This window comes from Pandoraea pulmonicola (assembly GCF_000815105.2).
GTDB classification, from domain to species: Bacteria; Pseudomonadota; Gammaproteobacteria; order Burkholderiales; family Burkholderiaceae; genus Pandoraea; species Pandoraea pulmonicola.
Genome location: NZ_CP010310.2, coordinates 4,284,445 through 4,310,363 on the forward strand (window position 1 = coordinate 4,284,445; position 25,919 = coordinate 4,310,363).

The 25,919-nt window shown below is 65.7% G+C and carries 19 protein-coding genes and 2 tRNA genes; 12 read left to right on the plus strand and 9 right to left on the minus strand.

Annotated elements, in window-relative coordinates; all coding sequences use genetic code 11:
* Window positions 1–2: 2 nt before the first annotated feature.
* Window positions 3–1,331: an MFS transporter gene (tcuC, locus tag RO07_RS18245; RefSeq protein WP_039404668.1), complete on the minus strand. Its 1,329-nt coding sequence runs from the start codon at window positions 1,329–1,331 to the stop codon at window positions 3–5.
* Window positions 1,332–1,572: 241 nt separating this feature from the next.
* Here tcuC and RO07_RS18250 point away from each other — a divergent pair, with 241 nt between their 5' ends.
* Window positions 1,573–2,499 carry a LysR family transcriptional regulator gene (locus RO07_RS18250; RefSeq protein WP_039412792.1) on the plus strand — a complete coding sequence of 309 codons (927 nt, stop codon included), beginning with the start codon at window positions 1,573–1,575 and terminating at the stop codon, window positions 2,497–2,499.
* A 134-nt stretch (window positions 2,500–2,633) separates the two neighbouring features.
* Window positions 2,634–3,068: a hypothetical protein gene (locus RO07_RS18255; protein WP_039404671.1), complete on the plus strand. Its 435-nt coding sequence runs from the start codon at window positions 2,634–2,636 to the stop codon at window positions 3,066–3,068.
* 236 nt (window positions 3,069–3,304) lie between these two features.
* On the opposite strand, the gene RO07_RS18265 is transcribed toward RO07_RS18255, so the two are convergent.
* Together RO07_RS18265 and RO07_RS26125 are read right to left on the minus strand one after the other, a co-directional pair.
* Window positions 3,305–4,090, minus strand: a complete 786-nt coding sequence (locus RO07_RS18265) for an AraC family transcriptional regulator (protein WP_084072688.1) — start codon at window positions 4,088–4,090, stop codon at window positions 3,305–3,307.
* A gap of 131 nt (window positions 4,091–4,221) precedes the next feature.
* Complete coding sequence (locus tag RO07_RS26125) at window positions 4,222–5,523, minus strand: MFS transporter (RefSeq protein WP_052266703.1); 1,302 nt, start codon at window positions 5,521–5,523, stop codon at window positions 4,222–4,224.
* Between the two features lie 320 nt (window positions 5,524–5,843).
* On the opposite strand from RO07_RS26125, the gene RO07_RS18275 reads away from it, so the two are divergent.
* The 3 genes from RO07_RS18275 (at window position 5,844) to RO07_RS18285 (ending at window position 9,498) form a co-directional block, all read left to right on the plus strand.
* Window positions 5,844–7,571: an FAD-binding protein gene (locus tag RO07_RS18275; protein ID WP_039404673.1), complete on the plus strand. Its 1,728-nt coding sequence runs from the start codon at window positions 5,844–5,846 to the stop codon at window positions 7,569–7,571.
* Between the two features lie 68 nt (window positions 7,572–7,639).
* Window positions 7,640–8,599 (plus strand): succinate dehydrogenase/fumarate reductase iron-sulfur subunit, encoded by a 960-nt coding sequence (locus RO07_RS18280; RefSeq protein ID WP_039404676.1) that lies wholly within the window; start codon window positions 7,640–7,642, stop codon window positions 8,597–8,599.
* An 8-nt stretch (window positions 8,600–8,607) separates the two neighbouring features.
* Window positions 8,608–9,498: a CoB--CoM heterodisulfide reductase iron-sulfur subunit B family protein gene (locus RO07_RS18285; RefSeq protein WP_039404679.1), complete on the plus strand. Its 891-nt coding sequence runs from the start codon at window positions 8,608–8,610 to the stop codon at window positions 9,496–9,498.
* 58 nt (window positions 9,499–9,556) lie between these two features.
* On the opposite strand, the gene RO07_RS18290 is transcribed toward RO07_RS18285, so the two are convergent.
* Window positions 9,557–10,735, minus strand: coding sequence for an alpha-hydroxy acid oxidase (locus RO07_RS18290; RefSeq protein WP_039404681.1), 1,179 nt, complete (start codon window positions 10,733–10,735; stop codon window positions 9,557–9,559).
* Between the two features lie 90 nt (window positions 10,736–10,825).
* On the minus strand, window positions 10,826–11,299 hold the full coding sequence (locus RO07_RS18295) for an Lrp/AsnC family transcriptional regulator (protein WP_039404683.1): 474 nt from the start codon (window positions 11,297–11,299) through the stop codon (window positions 10,826–10,828).
* Window positions 11,300–11,569: 270 nt separating this feature from the next.
* Here RO07_RS18295 and RO07_RS18300 point away from each other — a divergent pair, with 270 nt between their 5' ends.
* Together RO07_RS18300 and RO07_RS18305 are read left to right on the plus strand one after the other, a co-directional pair.
* Window positions 11,570–12,658, plus strand: coding sequence for a porin (locus RO07_RS18300; protein ID WP_039404686.1), 1,089 nt, complete (start codon window positions 11,570–11,572; stop codon window positions 12,656–12,658).
* 204 nt (window positions 12,659–12,862) lie between these two features.
* Window positions 12,863–14,338: an amino acid permease gene (locus RO07_RS18305; protein WP_052266704.1), complete on the plus strand. Its 1,476-nt coding sequence runs from the start codon at window positions 12,863–12,865 to the stop codon at window positions 14,336–14,338.
* A 158-nt stretch (window positions 14,339–14,496) separates the two neighbouring features.
* On the opposite strand, the gene RO07_RS18310 is transcribed toward RO07_RS18305, so the two are convergent.
* Window positions 14,497–15,255, minus strand: coding sequence for a CerR family C-terminal domain-containing protein (locus tag RO07_RS18310; protein WP_052266705.1), 759 nt, complete (start codon window positions 15,253–15,255; stop codon window positions 14,497–14,499).
* Window positions 15,256–15,357: 102 nt separating this feature from the next.
* On the opposite strand from RO07_RS18310, the gene RO07_RS18315 reads away from it, so the two are divergent.
* The 3 genes from RO07_RS18315 to RO07_RS18325 are packed head-to-tail and all read left to right on the plus strand — an operon-like array spanning window position 15,358 to window position 19,867.
* On the plus strand, window positions 15,358–16,719 hold the full coding sequence (locus tag RO07_RS18315) for an HlyD family secretion protein (protein ID WP_039404689.1): 1,362 nt from the start codon (window positions 15,358–15,360) through the stop codon (window positions 16,717–16,719).
* A 10-nt stretch (window positions 16,720–16,729) separates the two neighbouring features.
* On the plus strand, window positions 16,730–18,391 hold the full coding sequence (locus RO07_RS18320) for a DHA2 family efflux MFS transporter permease subunit (RefSeq protein WP_084072870.1): 1,662 nt from the start codon (window positions 16,730–16,732) through the stop codon (window positions 18,389–18,391).
* A 6-nt stretch (window positions 18,392–18,397) separates the two neighbouring features.
* Window positions 18,398–19,867 carry an efflux transporter outer membrane subunit gene (locus RO07_RS18325; protein ID WP_039404692.1) on the plus strand — a complete coding sequence of 490 codons (1,470 nt, stop codon included), beginning with the start codon at window positions 18,398–18,400 and terminating at the stop codon, window positions 19,865–19,867.
* A 171-nt stretch (window positions 19,868–20,038) separates the two neighbouring features.
* Here the strand turns inward: RO07_RS18325 and RO07_RS18330 are convergent.
* Together RO07_RS18330 and RO07_RS18335 are read right to left on the minus strand one after the other, a co-directional pair.
* Window positions 20,039–20,115 (minus strand) — tRNA-Arg (locus RO07_RS18330).
* 154 nt (window positions 20,116–20,269) lie between these two features.
* Window positions 20,270–20,346 (minus strand) — tRNA-Arg (locus RO07_RS18335).
* A gap of 410 nt (window positions 20,347–20,756) precedes the next feature.
* Between RO07_RS18335 and RO07_RS18340 the strand changes: the two genes are divergently transcribed.
* Window positions 20,757–22,409: an AMP-binding protein gene (locus RO07_RS18340; RefSeq protein ID WP_039404695.1), complete on the plus strand. Its 1,653-nt coding sequence runs from the start codon at window positions 20,757–20,759 to the stop codon at window positions 22,407–22,409.
* A 296-nt stretch (window positions 22,410–22,705) separates the two neighbouring features.
* Here RO07_RS18340 and tcdA read toward each other — a convergent pair whose 3' ends face one another.
* Window positions 22,706–23,542, minus strand: a complete 837-nt coding sequence (gene tcdA, locus RO07_RS18345; RefSeq protein WP_039412806.1) for a tRNA cyclic N6-threonylcarbamoyladenosine(37) synthase TcdA — start codon at window positions 23,540–23,542, stop codon at window positions 22,706–22,708.
* Here tcdA and RO07_RS18350 point away from each other — a divergent pair.
* Entirely contained in the window at window positions 23,541–25,640 is a 2,100-nt protein-coding gene (locus RO07_RS18350) for an AsmA family protein (RefSeq protein ID WP_237171290.1), read from the plus strand. The genes tcdA and RO07_RS18350 overlap by 2 nt on opposite strands.
* Window positions 25,641–25,919: the final 279 nt, after the last annotated feature.

Sequence of the window (25,919 nt, forward strand, 5' to 3'; positions counted from 1 at the left end):
CGTCAGCCGGCGTTGCGAAGCTCCGCCGTGTCGGCGCGGCGGCCCTCGCCGCCGGTGCGGCCGCGATAGAGCGCGAACGTGGCGCCAATCGCGCACAGCGCCGCGAAGCTCATCCAGTAGCCCGGCGCCGCCTTGTCGCCCGTGGCATGGATCAGGTACGTCGAGAGCGCGGGGGTGAAGCCACCGAAAAGGGCCGTCGCCAGGCTGTAGGCGAGCGAAAAGCCGGCCACGCGCACGTCGGGCGGCATGACTTCGGTAAGCGCCGGGATCATCGCGCCGTTGTACATGCCGTACAGGAAAGAGAGCCACAGCAGCACGGCAAGCATGCGGGCGAAGCTCGGCGCCTGCACGAGGAACGACAGCGCCGGGTAGGCCGTCACGAGCGTGAGGCCCGCGAAGAGCAGTAACACCGGGCGACGGCCGATGCGGTCCGACAGCGAACCGCCGACCGGCAACCAGAGGAAGTTCGACACCCCCACGCACAGCGTGACGAGCAGCGCATCGGTGCTGCTCAGATGCAGCACGCTCTTGCCGAACGTCGGCGCGTAGACGGTGATCAGGTAGAACGCCGTGGTGGTCAGCGCCACGAGCAGCGCGCCGCCGATCACGACGCCCGCGTTGGCGGCCATCGAACGGAAGACTTCGCGCAGGGCGGGGTGACGCTTGCGTTGCTTGAACTCGTCGCTTTCCTGCAGCGAGCGGCGCAGCATGAAGATCACCGGCACGATCATGCAGCCCACGAGGAACGGCAGACGCCAGCCCCACGCACCGATCTGCTGCGCGGTGAGCGAAAGCGAGAGCCCATAGCCGAGCGCGGCCGACACCACGATGGCGACCTGCTGGCTCGCCGATTGCCAGCTCGTGTAGAAGCCCTTGCGGCCCGGCGTGGCGATCTCGGCCAGGTAGACCGACACGCCGCCGAGCTCGGCGCCGGCCGAGAAGCCCTGCAGCAGACGGCCGATCAGCACGAGCACCGGTGCGGCGAGCCCGATGGTCTCGTAGCCCGGCACGAACGCGATGAGGATCGTGCCGCTCGCCATGATCCCGAGCGTCGTGACCAGGCCCTTGCGGCGGCCCACCTTGTCGATGTAGGCGCCGAGCACGATGGCGCCCAGCGGTCGCATCAGGAAGCCCGCGCCGAACACGGCAAAGGTCAGCATCAGCGACGCGAACTCGCTGTCGGTCGGGAAAAAGACGCGGGATATCTGGGTGGCGTAGAAACCGAACAGGAAGAAATCGAACTGCTCGAGGAAGTTGCCGGCAGTCACGCGCAGGACCGCGCCGGCTTTCGATGGGCGACGCGAAACCGCGTCTTGGGGGCGCTGTGACATGCGCTGTCTCCGTGTTTCCGCAGCCCATGGGATCGGGCCGCCAGTGAATCGTCGCATTGCATCTCTGCCAGGGGCATGTCACCCCGTGGGACGTGTCGCACCGTCACGGACGCTTTTGAGGCCGCCAATGTTGCGCCGGAAGTTCCCCGTTTGTGAATTGCAAGTTTTGGAAGAATTGATGCTCATGCGCTATCAATCGACGGATAATGATGCATCCGACATTTTTCACTTCCCGCGTCTCATGGCGATCAACTTCGATCTGAACGATTTGCAGGCCTTTCGCGCGGTCGCGCAACTCGCGAGCTTCCGTCGCGCGGCCGAGTCGATCCATATTTCGCAGCCGGCGCTCTCGCGGCGCATCGACAAGCTCGAGGAAGCGCTCGGCGTGAAGCTCTTCGAGCGCAGCACCCGGCGCGTGGCGCTGACCAATGTCGGCCGGGCGTTCGCGCGCGATGCCGAGCGGATTCTCGACGACCTCGATAATGCGCTGCTCGGCATTCGCGACGTGGCCTCGCCGAGCCTCGGGCATGTGACCATCGCATGCGTGCCATCGGCGGCGTACTACTTCATGCCGCAGGTCATCTCGCGCTACCACCGCGCGTTTCCGCGCATCCGCATCTCGGTGCTCGATGCAAGCGCGAACGAGGTGCTCGCGGCGGTCGTGAATGGCGAGGCGGATTTCGGGCTCAACTTCATCGGCAGCCAGGAGCCGAACGTCGAGTTCAAACTGCTGCTGCAGGAACGATACGTGGCGGCGTGCCGGCGCGATCATCCGCTCGCCGGCAAGAAGCGCGTGACGTGGCGCGAGCTGTATGAGTACGACTACATCACCGTGGGCAAGGTCTCGGGCAACCGGCTGCTGCTCGATCAGGCACTCACCGGCTTGCCGCAACGCCCGCCGAGCATTTGCGAGACGCAGCACGTCACGACCATGCTGGGGCTCGTCGAGGCCGGACTCGGCGTGGCGGCCGTCCCCACGATGGCAATGCCGGGCGGCGACCATCCGCTGCTCACGAGCGTGCCGCTGATCGATCCGGTGGTGACCCGGCGCGTGGGCATGATCCGCAGCAAGGCCCGGCCGCTCTCGCCGGCCGCGGCACAGTTGTATCGGTACGTGGCGGAGATGAAGGCACCCGGACGGCGCCGCACGCGCGCGGATGCTGTATAACGGAACGCCCACGATTGCACGCCAGGTAACACTTTGTTACCCGTCTTACGAAAGCCGCAACATTGGCCAGGCGGCGCGCGAGCGGGGCGTCTTTATACTTTGCAGCGCATCACAACGACTCTTAATCAAGCCACATGCTCAAGCGAATTCTCCCGATCGTGGCCGCGGCCACGCTGGCAGCAGCCACCTCCCTGACGGCCTCGGCCAGTGATATGAACAATGCCCTCGGCGGTGCGCTGGGCGGCGTCGCGGGCGCGGCCGTCGGCGGCGCGCTGGGCGGCAGCACCGGCGCCGTGGTCGGCGGTGCCGTGGGCGGCGGCGCAGGCGGGGCGATGACGTCGAACCGTCGCGAGCGCACGGGCGCGATCATCGGCGGCGCACTCGGCGGCGGCGCGGGCACGGCGGCGGGCAACGCGATGGGCGGACGCTCGGGCGGCCTGATCGGCGCGGCCGTCGGCGGCGGCGCCGGTGCGGCGCTCGGCGGCAACATGTCGCGCTCGAACTCCTATGACGACGACGATCGCCACGGCAAGCGCCGCGGTCATCGCAAGCACCACCATCATCATTGATCGTCGGCGGTCGTCTGCCGATGCAGCACGTCCCGCCATGGCGGGACGTCGGCAAGAGCGCCGCCCGATGACGTGCCGGCGCCTCGCCGTCTCTCCCATCTCCCTCATCTCCCTCATCTCCCTCATCTCCCTCATCTCCCTCATCTCCCTCATCTCCCATCCCTCGCCCCAACGCCCCCGCTCCGCGACGCCGGACTTCCTCGTCCACGCAATCGAGCAATCATGCATTCGGGCGATCAGGCGAAGTACTGCCCCGGCGTACGTCCCAATGATTTGCGGAACATCTCGATGAAGCCGGTCGTGCTTTCGTAGCCGAGTTCGTTGGCCACCGCGGACACCGTCCTTCCCTCGGCCAGCCGGTAAAGCGCCTCCTGCAGGCGCACGTGCCGCCGCCATTCGTCGAAAGTCATGTTCAGCTCGCGCGAAAACAGGCGCGAGAGCGTGCGGGCGCTGGCACCCACGTGATCCCCCCACTCCTGCAGCGTCCTGTTGTCGGACGGCTCTCGCAGAAACTGCGTGCATAACCTCGCCAGACGCCGCTCTCGCGGTATTTCCAGCGACAGCGGCATCTCATCGCTGAATTCCAGCTCGTCGCGAATGATCTCGAAGAACTTGTCGACGTGGCGCTTGCGCACGAGCGGCTCGTCGGTCGAGGCCGCACGCAGGATCAGTTCTCGCATCAGATTGGAGACGACGAGCGGCTCGCACGTCTTCGGAAAATCCGCCACGACATGCGGCGAGATCAGCAGATTGTGCATGCCGAAGGATGCGCGCAGGCGCACGGCATGCAGCGTCATCGGCGGAATCCATACGGCGCGCTGCGGCGGCACCACCCAGGTGCCGCGCGGCGTGTCGACGCACATGATGCCCTCGCCGCCGTACAGCACCTGGCCATAGGGGTGCACATGCGGCTCGACGCCGCCGCCGGACGGAAACTCGAACGCCAGTCCCACCATCGGCGACGGCGAAATTCTCGACTCGAAGAACAGGACGTCTTGCGCGGTAATGATCCGGGTCTGCATAGCGTGCCCCCTGGCCCGATAGGAATGAATGTCGGTTTCATTCTTTCCTTATCGCTTCGCGCCAGACATCAGGGTTTGCACGGATCGGCGCCGGAGCCGAAGTCCCGACACCGCGCCGGCCGTTGCGCCGCTCATTCCAGTGCCTTGCCGCGCGTCTCCGGCATCCACAACACCGCGACGACGGTGAGCAGATTCAATACGATCAGATACCCCGCGAACCACCCCAGTTGGCCGTGATCGGCCAGCCAGTTCTGCAGATAGGGCGCCGTGCCGCCGAAGATCGCTACCGTGAGCGAATAGGGAATCGCCACGCCGGTCGCCCGGATGCGCGTCGGGAACAGCTCCGCGTAGACGGCCGGCGCGATGGCCGTCCATGCCGCCAGCACGACCAGCCCGCCGCAGATCGCCAGCGCCAGCCGTGCGAACGCACCGTCGATCAGCATCAGCAGCGGTACGATCGCCAACGCGGAGCCGCCGGCACCGATCAGCAGGTTCGGCTTGCGGCCGATGCGATCGGACAGCGCTCCCCACGCCGGCTGCACCGCCATGTAGACGAGACAGCCGATCGTGAGCGCCCACAGGCCCTGCCGCGCATCGACGCCCCGAAAGTGCGTGGCGTACGTGATCGCGCCCGACATCCACGTGTTGAACGTCAACGTCGGCCCGGCGGTCAGTGCGATGATCCGCAGCACCGAAGTCCGATGCTCCCAGATCGCCTCGAGCATCGATTGCGAACGCCCCCCCGACTGCCCCCCGCTCTGCTCCAGTTCGAACGCGGACGTCTCCTTGAGACTACCGCGCAGGAACAACGCGTAGACGCCCAGCACCGCGCCGAAGAAGAACGGGATGCGCCAGCCGAAGCGGGTCATCTCGTCAGCGGAGAAGCATTGCGTGAGGACGAGTCCGACGGCGCTCGCCAGAAGCGAGCCGCCCGTGATCGCGATGAACATGCTGCTCGACCACAGGCCGCGCCGGTGCACGGGGGCGCTTTCGACGAGGAAGGTAAACGAGGCGCCGATCTCGCCGCCGAGGCCGAAGCCCTGCAGCAGACGTCCGAAGACGAGCAACGCGGGCGCCAGCAGACCGATGGACGCATAGGTCGGCGCCACCGCGATCACCAGGCAGCCGGCGGCCGTGACAGCCATCGACGCCACCATCGCGAAGCGCCGGCCACGTCGGTCGGACAGCCAGCCGAAATAGATGCCGCCGATCGGCCTCAGCAGGAAGCCGACGGCGAAGACCGCCAGCGTGGAGAGGAAAGCCGCCGTCGGGTCCGCGGCGTGGAAGAACTGGGTCGAGAAGTAGCGCGAGAACAGCACGAAAGAGGCGAAGTCGTACCACTCCAGCGCGTTGCCGATGCCCGCGCCGAGGATCACCGATCGAGCCGGTGAACCGCGCTCGCCGCCGGCGACGGCCTGCAAGGTCGCATCCATGTTTGTCTCCTGAGGGTCGTTGTTTTGTGTTGTCGATGGCGTTGTCATTCGTTCCCTGGCCCCCAACACACTACTTCGCCTGCACGCGCCGCGACACCGCCGACAGGACAACTCATATCGCAATACGGACAAATTGCTCCCCCGCCCCCTGCCCCTTGCGCCTTGCGCCTCGTCCGCTTGCCCCTCCCCCTTCCTCCCCGGCGGGTGCCAGTTTGGCCGCTTTGCTGGATGGTCTGTCCCGATCGCTGCATCGGCCGCCCGCCGCCTCGACACAATGGATCCAAGACACATCACGACCTGTCCGGGAGGGCATTGCTGCGATGAAACTTCTGAATTGCGATGTCGTCGTCGTTGGCGGCGGCGGCGCGGGCACCTACGCCGCGCTGCGGCTGCACGACCTCGGCCTGAAACCGATGCTGATCTCGAAAGGGCTCGTCGGCAAGAGCGGCGCGTCGATCATGGCCGGCGCCGTGATCGTCGGTTCCAAAATGCTCGGCGGCACGGAGCACAACGCCGCCAGTTCGCTGGAGTTCTTCGCCAAGTACTACAGCCACTTTCTGGTGGATCAGTCCTATCTCGCGGCGGCTGGCCAGTGGATCGAGAACACCTTCTATCCCGAGATGGAATCGCTGGGGCTGCTGTTCTCCCGCGAGGCCGACGGCAGTATCGCCATGAGCCATTCGCCGGTGCGCTGGGCGGTGGCGCCGATGCAGGGGCAGACGGGCATCCTGCTCATGGACATTCGCCGCAAGCAGTTGCAGGCCAGGGGCATCCCGATACACGAGGAATGCGCGGTCACGGCGCTGCTGCGCAATGCCAACGGCGAGGTGTGCGGGCTGACGGCCTTCGACTTCGTTCGCGGCGAGCTCTTCGCCGTGCATGCGAAGGCCGTCATCATGGCGACCGGCCACGCCGACCGGCTGGTGCGGCGCTCCACCGGCACACGCGAGCAGACCGGCGACGGCATCGCGCTCGCGCTGCGCGCAGGCGCCGAGCTTACCAATCTGGAGATGCAGTTCTGGCATATCAGCGACTTTGCGAACCCGCCGACGTGGCAGCGTCTGCACATCTATCCGAATCCGCTGATCGGCACCGACCAGAGCTCGCGCGTGTACAACGCGCAAGGCGAGTGCTTCTTCGAGCAGGCCCGCGACGCCCCCGCCGCGCTCGCGCCCTACACGTTGCAGGTCAAGCGGCTCACGCAGCAGGTGCTGGCCGGCAAGGCGCGATTCAGCGGCGGCTACTACACGTCGTACAGCCACATCGACGCCGACGTGCTGCGCCGCTATCAATACGCCGGCTCGGCCTTCGAGAAGCTAGGCCTTGACATCACGCGCGACAAGGTCGAAGCCCGCACCACGATGCACTACCGTCAAGGTGGCATCGAGTCGGATCCGCATTCGATGCGCACGAGCGTCGACGGGCTGTGGGTCGCGGGCGGTGTCGGCGCTCACGTGACGGGCAGCCTCGCCGTCGCGATCTACGACGGCGGGCTGGCCGCGGAGTCGGTGGCGGGCCGTCTGTGCGAGCGCCATCGGCACGACGACGCGACGCAGCAACAGATGCAACGGGAATTCGCGCGCGTCGAAGGCTTGCTGGGTGGCGAACAGCGCGCTCGCCCGGGCGAGGCGCCGATGCACGTCAAGACCGCCATCTGGGACGTCATGGGCGAAGCTTACGGTCTGATCAAGAGCGGGCGGGCGATGCGCGACGGCCTCGACCAGCTCGAAGCGTTGCGCACGCGCAGCCTGCCGCGCATGACGCCGCCCAGCCGCTCGCGCCGCTACAACACCGCGTGGCTGGACGCGCTCGACGTCCACAACCTCATCGACGTATGCGAGGTCACGTTGCGCAGCGCACTGCAGCGCGAAGAGAGCCGCGGCAGCTTCTACCGCACCGACTTTCCGTACGTGGACAACACCGCGTGGCAGTGCAAGAACATCGTCGCGCGCGACGACACCGGCTACCGATTCCGCAAGGAACGCTATCCCGAAGGCACCCTCACGCCGGACTTCGACCGGCAGGAGTATTTCAGTGTGCCGTGGTGACGCGCGATGGCGCCTTCATCCACGATTCATCACGATCCGTCACAAGCCATTGCACGCGGGGGAGACACATGCATTCGGAAGTCAGGCGATTTCAGAGAGAAGCCGACAACGATCCGGCGACGGTGACGCTGCACGTCAGCCGCTTCGATCCCGAAGTGGACAACGCGCCATACGTGCAAACGTTCTCGGTGCCGCACGTACCGCGGATGCGCATCATCGACGCACTCAACCACGTGCAGGAAACCCTCGGCGTGGATATCGGCTACCGCTGGTACTGCGGCACGAAGAAATGCGGCACGTGCGCCGTAAGGGTCAACGGCCGCGAAGTGTTGGCGTGCTGGGAGGCCGCCGAGGCGGAAATGCATGTGGAGCCGCTGCGGCATCTGCCGCTGATTCGCGATCTTGCCGTCGATCGCACGCCGGCCGAAAACAAGCTGGTGTCATTGCAGACGTGGCTTCAGCGCACGCGGCCCTATGCGGGCTTTCCGGAACCCATCGACGCGGCCAACGCGGCGGTGCTGCGCGCGAGCATGGACTGTCTGAGCTGTCTCGCGTGCTACTCGGCGTGCCCGGTGCTCGACTTTGCGGACGACATCGCGTTCGCCGGGCCGGCGCCACTGGTGCACCTCGCGCGGGTCGCCCTCGATGCGCGCGACGATGCCCCGCGACTGCAGACGATTCTCGACGAGGCGCAGGTTCACCACTGCGTGTCCTGCTACCAGTGCGAAGCCGTATGCCCCGCGCACATTCCGATCGTGAGCGCCGCCATCGAACCGCTCAAGCGACTGGCCTATGCCGCAGCGCCCGAGGCGTCGCCGCACACGCGGACGTTCATGCGCATCGTCGCATGGCGTGGGCGCATCGAGCCGATGCTGCTCGTCCTGGGCACACGAGGATGGCGCGCCCTCGTGCAACATCCTCGCCGCACGCTCAAGCTTGTGCTGCGGGGAAAGGTCAATCCCGTCGCGGCGCTGCTGCGGCGCCCGATCGACGGCATGAACAAGATCAAACGATATTTCCTTGAGTGAGGGCAGTCATGAAAATCGCCTTTTATCCGGGCTGCAGCGCGCGCACCACGTGCGGCGAACTCGGCGCAGCCACGCATGCCGTGGCCGATCGGCTCGGCATCGCGCTTGAAACGCTGCACTCCGCCACCTGCACCGGCAGCCGGGAAATTCGCGCGGCCGACGAGGAGCGCTTTCTCACGCTGAACCTGCGCATCGTCGCGCTGGCCGAGGCGAAAGGGCTCGATCTGATGACCGTCTGCAACACCTGCACGCTCAATCTCATGGAGGCGAAGCAGCGGGCAGACCGCGATCCCGAACTGCGAACCCGCATCAATCGGCGACTCGCCGACGAAGGGCTGACCTATCGCGGCACCGCGCGCGTCACGCACTTTCTCTGGTATCTGCTGGAGGAAGTCGGCGAGGCTCGCCTTCGGTCGCTGGTGACGACGCCACTGTCGGAACATCGCATCGCCGCGTTCTACGGCTGCCACATCGTCCGGCCGCCGTCGTTGTTCCAGGACACCGATGCGCGCGAGGTCCAGTCCATCGAAACGCTGGCGCAGATCCTGGGATGCACGACCGTCGATTACTCGGGGCGGACGGAATGCTGCGGTTTTCACTGTTCCGCACAAAGCGACGTGATCCCGATCAAGTTGAGCGGGCGACACGTGGCGTCGGCCAAGCGTGCCGGCGCCGACGCCATGGTCACCCCCTGCCCGCTCTGCCACACGGTGCTCGATACGTATCAGGACGACATGGCGCGCAATCTCGGCCAGCCGCTGGACGTCCCGGTGCTGCATCTGCCGCAACTCGTCGGGCTGGCGCTGGGCATCGACGCGAAGACGCTCGGGCTGCATCGCCATGTGGTGCCCGCGCAAGCGCCGTGGCGACGCGTGATTCCATTGCGCGCGCAAACGTAAGCGTCGGAGGGCCGGGTGCGTCCGGCCTCGTGGCCATGGCTTCGCGGTACCCGATCGCTTACGGTTGCGGCAGGTACGGGCCGATGCCCGTCGGGTAGCTGCCCGGAATGAGCATGGACGTGTCGAGACGGTCGACGCTCGTGCGGCCGGTCAGCGCCATCGTCACGTCCATCTCCTTCGCGATCACCTCGAGCGCACGGCGCACGCCCGCTTCGCCCATCGCGCCCAGGCCGTACAGGAACGGACGGCCGATCAGCGTGCCCCTGGCGCCCAGCGCCATCGCCTTGATCACGTCCTGCCCGGAGCGCACGCCGCCGTCGAGCCACACCTCGGTGTCGCGCCCGACCGCCGCCACGATGTCGGGCAGCGCGCGAATCGTCGAGATCGCGCCATCAAGCTGGCGCCCGCCGTGATTGCTCACCACGATGGCGTCCGCACCGGTGTCGCGCGCCGCGCGCGCGTCCTCCGGATCGAGTATCCCCTTGAGCACCAGCTTGCCGCCCCAGCGCTTCTTGATCCACTCGACATCGTCCCACGACAGGCGCGGGTCGAACTGCGCCGCCGACCAGGCCGCGAGCGAACCGATATCGTCCACGCCCTTGGCATGCCCCACGATGTTGCCGAACGTGCGCCGGCGCGTGCCGAGCATGCCCATGCACCAGCGCGGCTTGGTCATCATGTTGACGATGTTCGGCAGCGTGAGCTTGGGCGGCGCCGACAGGCCGTTCTTGATGTCGCGATGGCGCTGGCCGCTGATCTGCAGATCCATCGTCACCATCAGCGCCGAGCATCCGGCCGCCTTCGCGCGGTCGATCAGACGCTCGATGAAGTCGCGATCGCGCATCACGTACAGTTGGAACCAGAACGGCGCCTTCGTGTGCGCGGCCACATCCTCGATGGAACAGATCGACACCGTGGAGAGCGTGAACGGCACGCCGAACGCTTCGGCCGCGCGCGCCGCGAGAATTTCCCCGTCGGCATGCTGCATGCCCGTCATGCCCGTCGGCGCCAGCGCCACCGGCATCGCGACCGGCTGCCCCAGCATCGTCGTGCGCGTGCTGCGATTCTCGATGTTCACCGCGACCCGCTGCCGGAATTCGATCCGGCCGAAGTCCGCCGCGTTGGCGCGATAAGTGGATTCGGTCCACGAACCCGAATCGACATACTCGTAAAACATGCGCGGCACGCGCCGCTGCGCGAGGATCCGCAGGTCCTCGATGGTGGTGATCACTGCCATGCTGCGTCTCTTCTTCTCTCTCTTCTTTTTCCGAAAATCCCAATCCCGATCCGGAGCGAATCGAAAACTATTTAATATCTTCTATAATCATCACTTTTGTTTGACGAGGTCCACGAGCGACTGCGTGTGCTTGATGGTCTTGAGCACGATGTTCGATTGGATCGACATCACGGCAGGCGCCCGGTAGAGCTCGTTGACGATGAAGTCGGAGTAATGCGCGAGATTGCGCGCCCTCACCGTGAGGATGTAGTTCGCCGACCCGGTGACGATGCGCGCGGTGACCACCTCGGGCCAGTTCTGCACGCATGCCAGAAACTTCTCGTGCCACTGCTCGACGTCGGGACGCAGCGTGATCTGCACCAGCGCTTCGAATTCGAGGCCGACATGCTGTGCATCCACGATGCAGCGGTATCCGGAAATCACCCCGCGATCTTCGAGCAGTTTCACCCGGCGCAGGCAGGCCGATGGCGACAAGCCGACGGCATCGGCCAACTCCTGGTTGGAGATGCGCCCATTGAGTTCGAGATGACGAAGAATGCGCAGATCGGCGAGATCGAGGTTCATTGGCAGAATCCATCAAGTTTCACGGGATTTTGGCAGATCCTTCGACGCCCCGCCAGTTCTCCGCCATAAATAGCAAGCAAATTCAATTTTTGCGTTGATATGATAGCCATCGGCCTTCGGCCGGGGTGCGTTCGTCGCACCGGCACGGGGGTGACGTTCGGATGTTGTGGTTGTCGTGCCAAGGAGCGTCCGCGGAGCCTGTACCCAGGAACTCGGCGGATCGATATTTGAAACGTCAGTAGGACGTCTACAAGACCAAAAAGGAGACCCATGAAGTCTGCAATCCCGGCCAGTCTGGCCATCCTCTCGGCCGCCTGCGGCCTTGCCTTCAGCACCACCGCCGCCGCGCAAAGCTCCGTCACCCTGTACGGGATCGTCGACCAGAGCGTGCGCTACCAGAACAACGCCAACGCCAATAACGACGCCTTGTGGCAAGTCACCAACGGCGCCGTGACCAACAGCCGCTTCGGCTTGAAGGGTTCGGAAGACCTCGGTGGCGGCTTGAAGGCCATCTTCCAGCTGGAGTCGGGCATCAACCCGCAGAACGGCACGCTGGCCAATGGTCCGCGCCTGTTCGATCGTTACGCGTACGTCGGCCTGCAGAACCAGTACGGCACGATCAAGATCGGCCGCCAGGCGACCGAGGCCTTCAACGTGTACGGCGACTTCGACCCGCTCACCATCGGCAACTACGCCAACAACTCGTGGATGTACAACATCACGCGCGGTCGTGTGGACAATGCCGTGAGCTACGCCGGCACGTTCGGCGGCCTGTCGGTCGGCGCGACCTACGGCTTCGGCAACACCGCCGGCACGATGGCCGCCAGCAACTACTGGGGTGCGCGCGCCTCGTACGCGATGGGCCCGTTCCAGGTGGCCGGCGTGTATCAGCAAGCCCGTGACGCCGCCAAGCGCGTGCAGCAGATGTGGGGCCTGGGCGGTATCTACAGCGTCTCCATCGCCAAGATCTTCGTCGGCTACATGGGCGGCCGCGACCGCAGCGGCTGGCTCGACGGCACGCTCAACGATCCGGCGCACACCGTCACCACCGGCAACCTGAACGACAATCCGCGCAAGGACACGACGTTCTACCTCGGCACGACCATCCAGGCCATGCCGAACCTTGCGATCACCGGCGCCGCGTATTTCAACGACGTCAAGAACATCAACGCCCAGGCGGGCGATGCCGGTTCGGGCCGTCGCTATACGTACGTGCTGCTCGCCGAGTACGCGCTGTCCAAGCGCACGCAGGTCTACGGCACCGTCGATTACAACAAGGTAAGCGGCGCGGCACGCGTCGAACTGCCGGGTAACTCGACGCAAGTGGGCGTGGGAACGGGTATTCGCCACATCTTCTAAACCGTTGGCGCGACTCGCTCGCGCTTTCCCGGTTTGCATCTTCTGCCGTACGTATGACCCGCCCCGGCTCCGGCCGGGGCGGCGGGGCCCGTTCGCGCCGGACATTGGCCGTGTCGCCCGCCGCGTGCAAACGAGCAATGACAAGCAATGCTGTACTCATACGGGTGTCGCCCGCGAATCGCATCGGCATCCTCGAGGTGTGTCATGACGCATTCCCCTGAGTCCTCCCCATCCCGCCCGTCGTCGCCATCGAGCAGCTTCGCGCACATCACCCGCCGCGAACAGGGCCTGCGACGCTCGCTCACCGCGAGCCAGATGGCCATGATTGCCATCGGCGGCGCGATCGGCACCGGCCTCTTTCTCGGCAGCGGCTTCGCCATCGGGTTCGCCGGGCCGAGCGTGCTCATCTCGTACGGCATCGGTGCGCTCATCGCGCTCATGCTCATGGGGTGCCTGGCGGAGATGACCGTCGCGCATCCCACCTCGGGATCGTTCGGCGCCTATGCCGAGCATTACATCGGCCCGTGGGCGGGCTTCCTGGTGCGCTACGCGTACTGGTCGTGCATCGTGCTGGCCGTGGGCGCCGAAGTGAGCGCCATCGCGGTGTACATGAAATACTGGTTCCCGCAGGTGCCGGGCTGGTACTGGGTCGCGGGCTTCTCGGCCGCGCTCGTGCTCGTGAACGCCATGTCGGTAAACCTGTTCGGCGCCATCGAATATGGCTTCTCGCTCATCAAGATCACCGCCATCGTGGCATTCATCCTGATCGGCGCCTATGTGGTCTTCATCGCGCCGGGCTCGGTGGCCAGTGCGGGTCACGCGCCCGCCGGCTTCGCCAACTACACCGCGCACGGCGGATTCTTCCCCAAGGGGCTGTGGGGCATGTGGGTGGCCGTGATCATCTCCATCTTCAGCTATCTTTCGATCGAGATGATCGCCGTGGCGGCCGGCGAAGCCGAGAACCCGGAGCGGGCCGTGACGCGCGCGTTCCGCTCGACGGTCGTGCGTCTCGTGCTGTTCTATCTGCTCACGCTCGCGCTGATGCTCGCGATCGTGCCGTGGACCGCCGCCGGGCAGGACGAGAGCCCGTTCGTGAAAGTGATGCAGGCGATCGGCATTCCGGGCGCCGCCGGCGTCATCAACTTCGTGGTGCTCATTGCCGCGCTCTCGTCGATGAACAGCCAGCTCTACATCACCACGCGCATGATGTTCTCGCTCTCGCGCGCCGGCTACGCGCCCGCGCGCTTCGGCGAAGTGAACAAGCGCGGCGTACCGCTCGCGGCGCTGCTGCTCTCGACGGTCGGCATTGCGCTCGCCACGCTCGTGAACTTCCTGTACCCGGAGTCGTCGTTCACGTTCATGATGGCGATCTCGATGTTCGGCGCCATGCTCACGTGGATGATGATCTTCGTCACGCACTTCTTCTTCCGTCGGACGTGGCGACGCGAAGCGCATGCGCCGCTGGCATTTCGCATGTGGGGTTTTCCGTGGCTCACGCTGCTCGGCGCAGCGCTCATGGCCGCCATCATGCTCACCACGCTCTTTACCGGTGTGTTCCGCATGACGCTGATCTTCGGCCTGCCGTTCGTGGCCGTCGTCCTGCTGATCTACTTCCTCTGGTATCGCCATCGCGACGGCCATCGCGGAACGCAACCGCAGTCGTCCGCCACGCATTCCTGAACTGCGGAATGCAAACGGGGGCGCCGATGGGCGCCCCCGCGATAACGCCAGCCTGTGCTGGCATCGGCGGATGCGGTGACCGGCCCCGACGGGCCGGTTTTTGTTTGTGCTGCCCCCGCGTGCGCTGTGGGTCTCTTTGCGCCGCAGCGCCGTCGGACTTACTTCGCCGTCTTGCGTTGCCTGACGAGCCGTTCCAGCAGGTAACGCGTCTGCTCCAGCACCGCCTCGCGCACCATCCGGTTGCGCTCCGGGTTCGGCTCGCCGCTCCACCCCATCGAGCAATCGATCGAGCGTCGCATCACGCGAAACGCCATGCCCAGCGTGCTGATGCACACGGCGCGAATACGCATGGCCTCGTTGTCCGGGCTCACGCCGGCCAGCCGCGTCACGATGCCCCCGCCCACCGCGGCAAGGCGGCTCGAAAAGCGCTCGTGAAACACCTTGAAGCCCGCCTCCGGACCGAGTCCGGCCTGCTCGCGCGCCATGAACATGTGCCAGCCGTCTATCTCCGGCACTTCTTCGACGAAGCCGGCCTTGCGTTCCTGCAACGCACAGAAGGCATCGATGAGCTGCTTGTCGGTCGCACCGGGATCGGCCACGGTGCGCTCGGCCCCTTCGATCGCCTCGCCCATCTGCGACCAGACGAGGTCGACGATGTACTCGACGCACGCCTTGTACACGCCTTCCTTGTTGTCGAAGTAGTACTGGAGCGCCGGCGCGTTCACGCCCGCTTCGGTCGCGATGTCCCTCGTGGACGCTCCCGCAAACCCGTGCTCCCCGAAACACTTGATCGCCGCGAGGATGATGCGCGCGCGCGTCTCCTCGCCCCGCTGATATCCGGTGTCGGCCGCATGCCGCGGACGAGCGGCCTGGCGCTGTTCACGCTCGGCCCGCTGAGCACGTGAAGTCACTGTCATGTCGCTCCTTGCTTACAAAAACTTCCGTCAAAAATATAACACTTGACATAAATCGATCAACTGGAATAATTCTGCCAACTGGAATAATTTGAGAAAATTCTCATGACCAACGCAACCCAGGTCGCTCCCTCAACCACGGCTCGGACGGCCGCCCCCTCGGCCGCCGAAGACAAGACGGCGCCCGCCGCCGACGCCCGCGAAGCTTCGCGGACCACCCAAACGCCCGAAGCGCCGGCAAACGCCAGCAACGCCAGCACCACCAAGGCGCCGGGCAATCCCCGCCGCAGAAAGATGCTGCTCGGCGCGCTGGCGCTGGGCGTCGTCGCCGGGCTGGGCTGGGGTGCGCATTGGTGGTTCGTGGGACGTTTCATCGAATCGACCGACGACGCCTATCTGCAGGCCGACAGCATGACGGTCGCGCCGAAGGTCGGCGGCTATGTGACCGAAGTGCTGGTGCGCGACAACGAAACCGTGACGGTCGGCCAGCCGCTGGTGCGTCTCGACGGCCGCCAGTACCAGGCGGCGTTCGACGAGGCCCAGGCGACCGTAGTCGCCCGCCAAGCCGACGTCGCGCGCGCTCAGGCGGAGCTCGCGCAGCAGGCCGCCACGATCGCGCAGGCCCACGCCGAGCTCGACAGCGCCCGCGCGAATGCCGCCTACTCGGCCGGTCAGGTCAAACGGTATGCGCCGCTCGTCGCCACGGGGGCGGAAACGGACGAGCGCCTCGCCGAGTTGCGCAACGCCAGCACGCGGGCCGACGCCACGCTCAAGAGCAACGAAGCGAACTTGCAAGCGACTCAGCGGCAGACGGATACCCTCACGGCGGCCTTGGCGCAAGCCAAGGCGCAACTGGCGGTGGCGCAGGCGAGTGCGCGCAAGGCGGAGCTCGATCTGGCCGACACCGTGGTCAAGAGCACGCTGGCGGGACGCGTGGGCGACCGCGCGGTGCGCGTGGGGCAGTTCGCCCAACCCGGCACCCGGTTGCTCACCGTCGTGCCGGTGCAGAACGTCTACCTGACGGCCAACTTCAAGGAAACGCAGGTCGGCCACATGCGCCCCGGTCAGCCGGTCACCGTGCACGTCGACGCCTTGCCCGGCGAGCCGATTCACGGCGTGGTCGACTCGCTCTCGCCCGGCACCGGCGCGCAGTTCGCGCTGCTGCCCGCGCAGAACGCCACCGGCAACTTCACGAAGATCGTGCAGCGCGTGCCGGTGCGCATTCGCCTCGATGTGCCGCCCTCCCTGCGCACGGTGCTGCTGCCCGGGCTGTCGGTCACGGCGGATGTCGACACGCATCGGCGTGCGACGACTGCGCCGGCGACGCAAGCCAGCGGCACATCGCCCGCCGCGCCGGTCGCCCGGTTGTCGTTGAGCGCACCGCTGGGCGCATCGATCGGCCCAGCGGCGAGTCTGCCGTCGAACGCCGCACCGTCGACGCCGAACGGCGGAGTGCAACGTGGCTGAGAGCGACGTCATGCGTTCCACCTCCCCACTCGCGCGCGACGAGGCGCGCGGTATCGTGGCGACCGGTGCTGGGGGGAACGGGCGTGGTGCCGGTGGCGGCGGTAGTGGCGCGGCCAGTAGCGCCCCCGCTCGCAGCGGCGCGTCGGCGGCGGACTGGATCGCGGTGGCCGCCGGTGCGCTCGGCGCCCTGCTGGCCACGCTCGACATCTCGATCACGAACTCGGCGCTGCCGCAGATTCAGGGGCAGATCGGCGCGTCAGGCACGGAAGGCACGTGGATCTCGACCGGCTACCTGATGTCGGAGATCGTCATGATCCCGCTCGCCGCGTGGCTCACGCGAGTGCTCGGTTTGCGCCGGTTCCTGATGCTCAATGCCGTCTTCTTCACGCTCTTCTCGATGATGTGCGGCATGTCGAGCAGTCTCGCGGAGATGGTCGTCGGGCGCATCGGTCAGGGCTTCGCCGGTGGCGCCATGATTCCGACCGCGCAGATGATCATCCGCACGCGCCTGCCGCGCCATCAGATGCCCGTGGGCATGGCGATGTTCGGCCTGATCGTGATGCTGGGTCCCCTGCTCGGCCCGGTGGTCGGCGGATGGCTCACGGAGAACGCCAACTGGCGCTGGTGCTTCTTCCTGAATCTGCCGATCTCGGCGGGCATCGTCGCGCTGCTCATGCTCGGCCTGCCGCGCGAGGCGCCCAACCTGCAGGCGTTCTTCAAGGCGGACTGGCTCGGCATCGTGGGCCTCGCCGTCGGATTGAGCTCGCTCACCGTCGTGCTCGAAGAAGGTCAGCGCGAGCGCTGGTTCGACTCGCACATGATCGTCTGGCTCACCGTGCTTGCGGTGCTCGGCATCGGCATGGTGCTCGTGGCGCAATTCACCGCCGAGAAGCCTATCGTCAAGCTCGCACTGCTCGGCAACAAGAACTATGCGAGCGTGATCTACATCGTGTTTACCGTCGGCGCGGGACTCTACGGCGTGTCGTACCTGCTGCCGCAGTTTCTCGCGACGATCGCGGGGTACAACGCGCAGCAATCAGGCAACATCATGCTGCTCTCGGGGCTGCCCGCCTTCCTGATGATGCCGTTCCTGCCGCGGCTGATCAGTCGCGTGGACATCCGTCTGCTCGTGATTGTCGGGCTGCTGTGCTTCTTCGGCAGTTGCATGCTCGACATCGATCTGACGGCGCAGAGCGTGGGGCATGACTTTACGCTGTCGCAACTGCTGCGCGGCGTGGGACAGATGCTCGCGATGATGCCGCTCAACCAGGCGTCGATGGCAGCCGTCGATGCACAGGACGCCGGCGACGCCGCCGGGCTGTACAACATGGCGCGCAACCTCGGCGGCTCGGTCGGCCTCGCGCTGCTCGGCACGCTGATCGACCGCCGCACCGACTATCACGAGGCCATGCTGCGCGAGACGATCACCGCCAACAGCGCACTCGGACAGGAACACCTTGCCGCCAACGCCGCCGGTTTCTTCGCGCAGACGGGCGACTTCGCCCATGCGCAACTGCAGGCGACGGCACAGCTCGCCGCCGAGATCGCACGACAGGCGAGCGTGATGACGTTTTCCGAAACCTTCTACGCACTGGGGATCGCGCTGCTGCTCTGCGTGCCGCTCGCCCTGCTGCTCAAGCAACCGGCCGGGTTCAGCTCCGGCGGACACTAATCGATCATGACGTTTCACCTTCGCAGGTTGGCCCTCGCGGCCACGCTTCTCGTGACGGGCTGCACCGTCGGCCCCGACTATCGCGGCGCGCCCGAAGTGGCGGGCGACGCGCTACGCACCGGCGCGTTCGCTCATGCGGGAGATAGCGTCGACGCGCATGCGCCTGCCGCGGCACGCTGGTGGACGGCGCTCGACGACCCCCAGCTCACCGCGCTCATCGACGACGCCATCGCGCACAGCCCGGACATCCGCGCCGCACAGGCAAAGGTGCGGCAATCGCGCGCGAGTCTGCGCAGCCATCAGGCCGATCTGCTGCCGAAGGCGGGCGCCGATCTCGCAATGGTGCGCACGCGCTCGCCGAATCTCGGTCTACTGAGCGGCAACAATGGGAACGGCGGCGACAGCAATGGACGCGGACCGCTCGACCTCTACGTGGCCGGCTTCGATGCCAGTTGGGAAATCGATCTGTTCGGCGGCACGCGTCGCGCCGTCGAGGCGGCCAGCGCGGATGCCGATGCGGCCTCGGAAGACCTGGCGGACGCGCACGTCCAGCTCGCCGCCGAAGTCGCGCAGGCCTACGTCGCCCTGCGCGACCAACAGGCCCGGCTCGCACTCGTGCGCGATTCGGCGAAGCTCGAAGGCGAGATGCTGGATCTCACGCGACAGCGGCGTGCGGGCGGCGTGGCGTCGGAGCTCGACGTCGAACGACTCGTCACGCAGGTCGAGCAGACGCAATCGCGCGTGCTGCCGCTCGAAGCCGACGTCATCGAATCGCTCGATCAGCTGGCATTGCTCACGGGACGCGCACCCGGTGCGCTCGACGCGGAATTGAAGACGCCCAGGGCACTGCCCAGCGTGCCCGCAAAGGTGGCCGTCGGCGATCCGGCGGCGTTGTTGCAGGCGCGTCCGGATATTCGCGCCGCGGAGCGGCGTCTTGCCTCGCAGAACGCACAGATCGGCGTGCAGACGGCCAACTGGTTCCCGAAGCTCTCGATCATGGGCGAACTGGGATATTCGGCGCTCGATCCTGGACATCTCGTGCGCAAGGAGAACTTCAGTTGGATGACGATGCCGCGCCTGCAATGGAACGTGCTCGACTTCGGTCGCGTGCAGGCGGGCGTCGACGGCGCGAAGGCCGGACGCGATCAGGCGCAGGCAAAGTATGAAAGCGCGGTCCTCGCCGCATTGCGCGACGCCGACGTGGCGCTCGCACGTTATGGACATCAGCGCGAGAACGTCCACCGTCTGCGCAGCGTGGAGGCTTCGGCCACGCGCGCCGCGACACTCACACGTCAGCGCTATCGCGCCGGCACGGCGAGCACGCTCGATTGGCTCGATGCGGAACGCACGCGCTTTTCCGCCGAACAGGATCGGATCGCCGGAGACGCACAGTTGCTCAAGTCGTTCGTGACGCTGCAAAAGGCGTTGGGGTTGGGATGGCAAGTCGGGCCGACGATGGAGACGGCGGTGAACTGAAGGATGATGGCCCGATGATGGGCCATCATCGTGGCACGGCGAAACGCGCGACGTGCAAACCCCGGGGACGAGATGCCGGATGAAGCTTCGCGCACGATACGCGTTATTTCGTCGCCGGAAATGAAAAACGCTCCAGAAGCTTTCGCCTCTGGAGCGTCTTGCCAACTGAGTTGGCGCGGCTGGCAGGATTCGAACCCACGACCCCTTGGTTCGTAGCCAAGTACTCTATCCAACTGAGCTACAGCCGCACGTACTGCACGAGACACCGATCAAGCGATCCTGCTGCTGTCGGCGTTTGCCTTCTCGACGACGCGGGCCGAATGTAGATGACATGCGGCGCGTCACCGGGAAGGACTCTCCCGAAAAACTAAGGGTCTCCCCGTGAGGAGACCCCGAATTAGGTGGCGCGGCTGGCAGGATTCGAACCCACGACCCCTTGGTTCGTAGCCAAGTACTCTATCCAACTGAGCTACAGCCGCGTCGTGAGAACAGAATTATGTAAGAAAGCTGCCCGCCACGCAAGTGTTTTTTGCGGTTCTTTTGTCATACCCCCGATTTGCCCGCCGCATCGCGCATTCCATGCGGGATTAGCGCGGAATCCCCCTCACTGGCAAGCCTTTGCCGCTAGAACAATTACTCCACGCAAACCCGCGTCAAATCAGGGCTTTCCATGTGCTCCCGCCGTAATCGGCACGGTATGCTACGGCTTTTTGCGGCGCGTCGAATGGCGCGTCCGCCGCCCGGGCGAGTCCGAACCGGTGAGGCGGTGCATTCAGCGCCACCGTCTCTCTCCCTCCCCCGCCCGAATGCGATGAAACGACGCACGGCACGCCCAACCTCTTCCCCCGGCGATGCCGATGCGATAAAAACCATATTCAAGGAGGCGCTCATGGAAAAAGTCTGGCTCAAGAGCTATCCGCCCGGCGTGCCGGCCGAGATCGACGTCAACCAATATCGTTCGCTGAACGATCTATTCCTGCAAAGCTGCCAGAAGTTCGCGGATCGCCCGTCGTTCACCAACCTCGGCGTGACGATGACCTTCGCCGATCTCGAGCGCAAGTCGCGCGACTTCGCGGCCTATCTGCAAAGCCTGCCCGGTCTGGAGCGCGGCTCGCGCGTGGCGATCATGTCGCCGAACCTGCTGCAGTATCCGGTCGCCGTGTTCGGGATTCTGCGCGCCGGCATGGTCGTCGTGAACGTGAATCCGCTGTACACGGCGGGCGAGCTCGAGCACCAGCTCGCGGACGCCGGCTGCGGCGCCATCGTCGTCATCGAGAACTTCGCCGCAACGCTGCAAAAGGCGCTGCCGAATACACCGGTCAAGCACATCATCACCACGGCCATCGGCGATCTGGTGCCTGCGCCGAAACGCTGGATCGTGAACTACGTCGTGCGTCACGTGAAGAAGATGGTGCCCGAGTGGCACATCCCGCATGCGGTGCCGTTTCGCACCGCCCTCGCGCTCGGCGCCCGCGCGAAGCACGACGAGGCGAAGCTCGGCCACGACGACATCGCGTTCCTGCAATACACGGGCGGCACCACCGGCGTGGCCAAAGGCGCGATGCTCACGCACCGCAACATGATCGCCAACATGCTGCAGGCGCGGGCGTGGGTCGGCTCGGGTCTCGAAGAGGGCAAGGAGATCATCGTCACTGCCCTGCCGCTCTATCACATCTTCTGCCTGACGGCGAACTGCCTCGTCTTCCTCCAATTGGGCGCGCTCAACCTGCTCATCACCAATCCGCGCGACATGCCCGGCTTCGTGAAGGAACTGGGCAAATGGAAGTTCACGTTCATGACGGGCGTGAACACGCTCTTCAACGGTCTGCTCAACACGCCGGGCTTCGACCAGCTCGACTTCAGCGCGCTCAAGTGCGCGTTGGGCGGCGGCGCGGCAGTGCAGCGCGCGGTCGCCGATCGCTGGCAGAAGGTCACCGGCCATCCGCTCATCGAGGCGTACGGCCTCACCGAGACGTCGCCCGCCGTGTGCATCAACCTGCTGGGCAGCGAGTTCAACGGCTCCATCGGGCTGCCGATCTCGTCGACCGAAGTCAGCATCCGCAACGACGCCAACGAGGCGCTCGGCTTCGGTGAGGAAGGCGAGATCTGCGTGCGCGGCCCGCAGGTCATGAAGGGCTACTGGAATCGCCCCGACGAGACGGCCAAGACGATCACGCCCGACGGATGGCTGCGCACGGGCGACATCGGCACGATGGACGAGCAAGGCTACGTGCGCATTACCGACCGCAAGAAGGACATGATCATCGTATCGGGCTTCAACGTGTATCCGAACGAAGTCGAGAGCGTGCTCGCGATGTGCCCGGGCGTGCTCGAGTCGGCAGTCGTGGGCGTGCCGAGCGATCGTACGGGCGAGGCGGTGAAGGCGGTCGTCGTCAAGAAGTCGAACGATCTGACCGAGAAGATGATCATCGACTTCTGCCGCCAGCACCTCACCAACTACAAGGTGCCGCACGTCATCGAGTTCCGCTCCGAACTGCCGAAGACGCCGGTCGGCAAGGTGCTGCGTCGAGAACTCCGGTAACCCGGGGACGCATCGACGCGGCAGGCATCACCCTGAACGCTCGGGTTGCTTTGTGATACGTATCGCGTGGTGCGTAGAGAAATTCTGAAACTCTGCAATTCGGAAAGTTCGAGAAACGCGAGAAAGCTGACGCCACAACGACAATGGCCGGGAAATCCCGGCCGTTGTCGTTTGAACGCGTGAAACGCCGCATCGGAAACGCGCACGAACGGCGTTCGTAACGTTTCGTTACAGACGCGTGGTGCGCCGCTTGGGAAAATCGACGGTTCGTCAGGTGCCCGCCGACACGGCAAGCCTCATGCGTTTTTCAATGCAACGCACTTCAGGACGTGAGCGGCGGCGGCCATGCCGAATGTCGCTGTGACACACATGCTCGAGCCGAAACCGGCGCAATTCAGGCCCTGGGGTCCCGTAACGGCATCCGGCACACCGCCCGGTGCGCATACGGCCTCGGGGTATTGCAACGGCTCGTCCGAATACACGGCGGGCACATTGAACTTGGCTTTCGGGCCACGGACAAACCCATGTTGCTTGCGTAATTGCGCACGCACTTTGGCAAGCAGTGGATCCTGAATCGTGCGTGCGAGGTCGTCAATGCGAATGCGTGTCGGATCGATCTGGCCGCCGGCGCCGCCCACGGTGATCAGACGCTGTTTGCGCGCCACGCACCAGGCGATGAGCGCCGTCTTCACCCGCACGCTGTCGATGGCGTCGACCACCCAGTCGAAGCCGGCGCCGAGCATGGCGTCGAGATTGTCGAGTTCGACGAAGTCTTCGACGAGCGTGAGCTGGCAGGCAGGATTGATGGCCACGATGCGCTCGGCCATCGCGGCAACTTTCGGCTTGCCGTAGTTACCATCGAGGGCGTGCACCTGACGATTGGTATTGCTTTCGGCGACGTTGTCGAGATCGATCAGCGTGAGTCGGCCCACGGCGCTGCGCGCCAGCGCCTCGGCCACCCACGAACCGACGCCGCCAATGCCGATGACGGCCACGTGGGCCCCGCGCAGGCGTTCGAGACCGTCGTCACCGTACAAACGCGCGAGCCCGCCGAAACGGCGGTTCGCGTCAAAATCCAACTCCGATGGTGTGGCAGACACCGGAGCAACAACGAACGACGGGGTACTGTTCATGATGCGATGGGTAACGTCATTGAAATGGCTGGCGATCACGGTGGTCGCCATCGTGCTGGCGTTCGCGGCGTTCATCACGTGGTTCGACTGGAACTACGCCCGTCCCTGGATCAATCGGGAAGTGACCGCCGCAACCGGACGCCCATTCGAGATCCGGGGCGACCTGTCGCTGCACTGGCTCGCGCCGGAGGCGCAGGCCCCGGGTCTGGGGCGCTGGCTGCCGCGGCCGCGCCTGATCGCGAATGATATCGTGTTAGGCAACGTCGCGTGGAGCCAGACGCCGAACATGATCTCCCTCGGGCGCCTCACGTTCTCGCTCGAATGGCTGCCGCTGCTCGACAAACGCGTGGTGCTGCCCGAAGTCACCCTGTCGGCCCCGAAGGTCCTCATCGAACAACGCGCCGACGGGCAGAACAACTGGACCTTCACCAAAGGCAACGGCGAACCCTCGCCTTGGAAGCTGCGCATCGGCCGTCTGATTCTCGAAGACGGCGTGGTGCGCGCCAATCTCGTGCCGCAACAGCTCGACCTCACCGCCAACATCGCCACCATCGACGGACAGGCGCCCTACGGCATCGGCGTCGCGCTCAGGGGCACCTTCCGCAAGGTGGCGATCACCGGCAAGGGCCGCGGCGGCGACGTGCTCTCGCTCGAAGACTCGGGCGAGCCCTATCCGCTCGACGCGAGCGTGCGCATCGGTCGTACGCTCATCGCCGCGAAGGGCACGTTCACGAACCCGGCCACGCTCTCCGCACTCGACATGCACCTGCACCTGGCCGGACCGACCATGGCCGACCTGTATCCGATCACCGGCGTGCTGCTGCCCGAAACGCCGTCGTACGAGACGAACGGCCACCTGCTGCACACGGCCGGCGTGTGGCGGTACGAACGCTTTCAGGGCAAGGTCGGCCAAAGCGATCTGTCGGGCACGCTCGTGTTCCGACAGCGCGAGCCGCGCAACATCCTGCAAGGCGCGGTCGTCTCGAATCAATTGCGTCTGGTCGATCTCGGCCCGGTGGTCGGCGGGCAGAACCCGTCGGGCGGCGGCGATCTGACGGGCAAACCGAAGCCACCGCCCTCCGACAAGGTGCTGCCGGTCGATCCGTTCAAGACCGATCGCTGGCGAGCGATCGACGCCGACGTGCAATTCACCGGCCGCAAGATCATCAAGGACAAGAGCCTGCCGATCGACAATCTCGTCACGCATATCGTGCTCGACGACGGCGTGCTCTCGCTCAAGCCACTGGAGTTCGGCGTGGCAGGCGGGCGCATCACGTCGAATCTGGTGCTCAACGGTCAGGCCGAACCGATGAAGGTGGACTCGCAGGTCTCGCTGCGGCATCTGAAGATGAAGCAGTTGTTGCCGGAGGTCGATCTGATGAAGACGAGCGTGGGCGAAGTCAACGGCGACGCCGCCCTCACCGCCACGGGCAACTCGATCGCCGCACTGGCGGGGTCGTCCAACGGCGAGATCAAGGCACTGATCGACCGGGGCTCCATGAGCAAGCTGCTGCTCGAATACCTGGGCCTGAACGTCGGCAACATCGTCCTGACCAAGCTCTTCGGCGACAAACAGATCGAAATGCGTTGCGCGGCGGCGGACTTCGCCGTCAAGGACGGCCTCATGGACGCCCGCACCTTCGTGATCGACACGGACGACACGAGCATCGGCGTCACCGGCCAGATCGATCTCAAGCGCGAGCACTTCGACCTGACGATCCGGCCCGAGCCGAAACACTTCGGCCTCCTGTCCTTGCGCTCGCCGCTCTATGTGCGCGGCACGTTCAAGCACCCGGACGTCGGCGTGAGCGTGCCCACGCTCGTCGCGCGGGCGGGCGGCGCCATCGCACTCGGCGTGCTGGCCCCTTACACCGCGCTCGTGCCGCTGCTCGAACTCGGCCCGGGCAAGGACAGCCCCTGCGGCGAACTGCTGGCCAACCTGCAACATCCGCCGAGCCGCAACCCGGCGAACGTCAAGTCTCCGCCCGGGGCGAACGGCGGCAAGGCGGGCGCGAAAGGCGCCCCGCGGGGCGGCAAGGCAGGACAAGGCGGCACCACGACGGCGCCGGCATTCGGTCCCGCGCGGGAAGCCCCCTGAGGGGCGATGACGCGGCACGCCCGTCGGGACGATTGCGACAATCGAAAATGGCATCGCGGATCGGGCAATGCCCATGTGAGCCAGAGGGATTTGCCACCGCCGCGCCGACCGCAATTTTGCGACCGGTGGCGACGATCCTTCCGGATACTTCACTCCTTAAATATCAAGCACATGGGACGAAATGCCCACGTTGCGGGGCCTTCGGGCGATCGCGGCGCGCACGTTGCGGCAAATCGTCACGTACGCACGTTGGCCGACTCTTCGCTATACTGTGTCGCA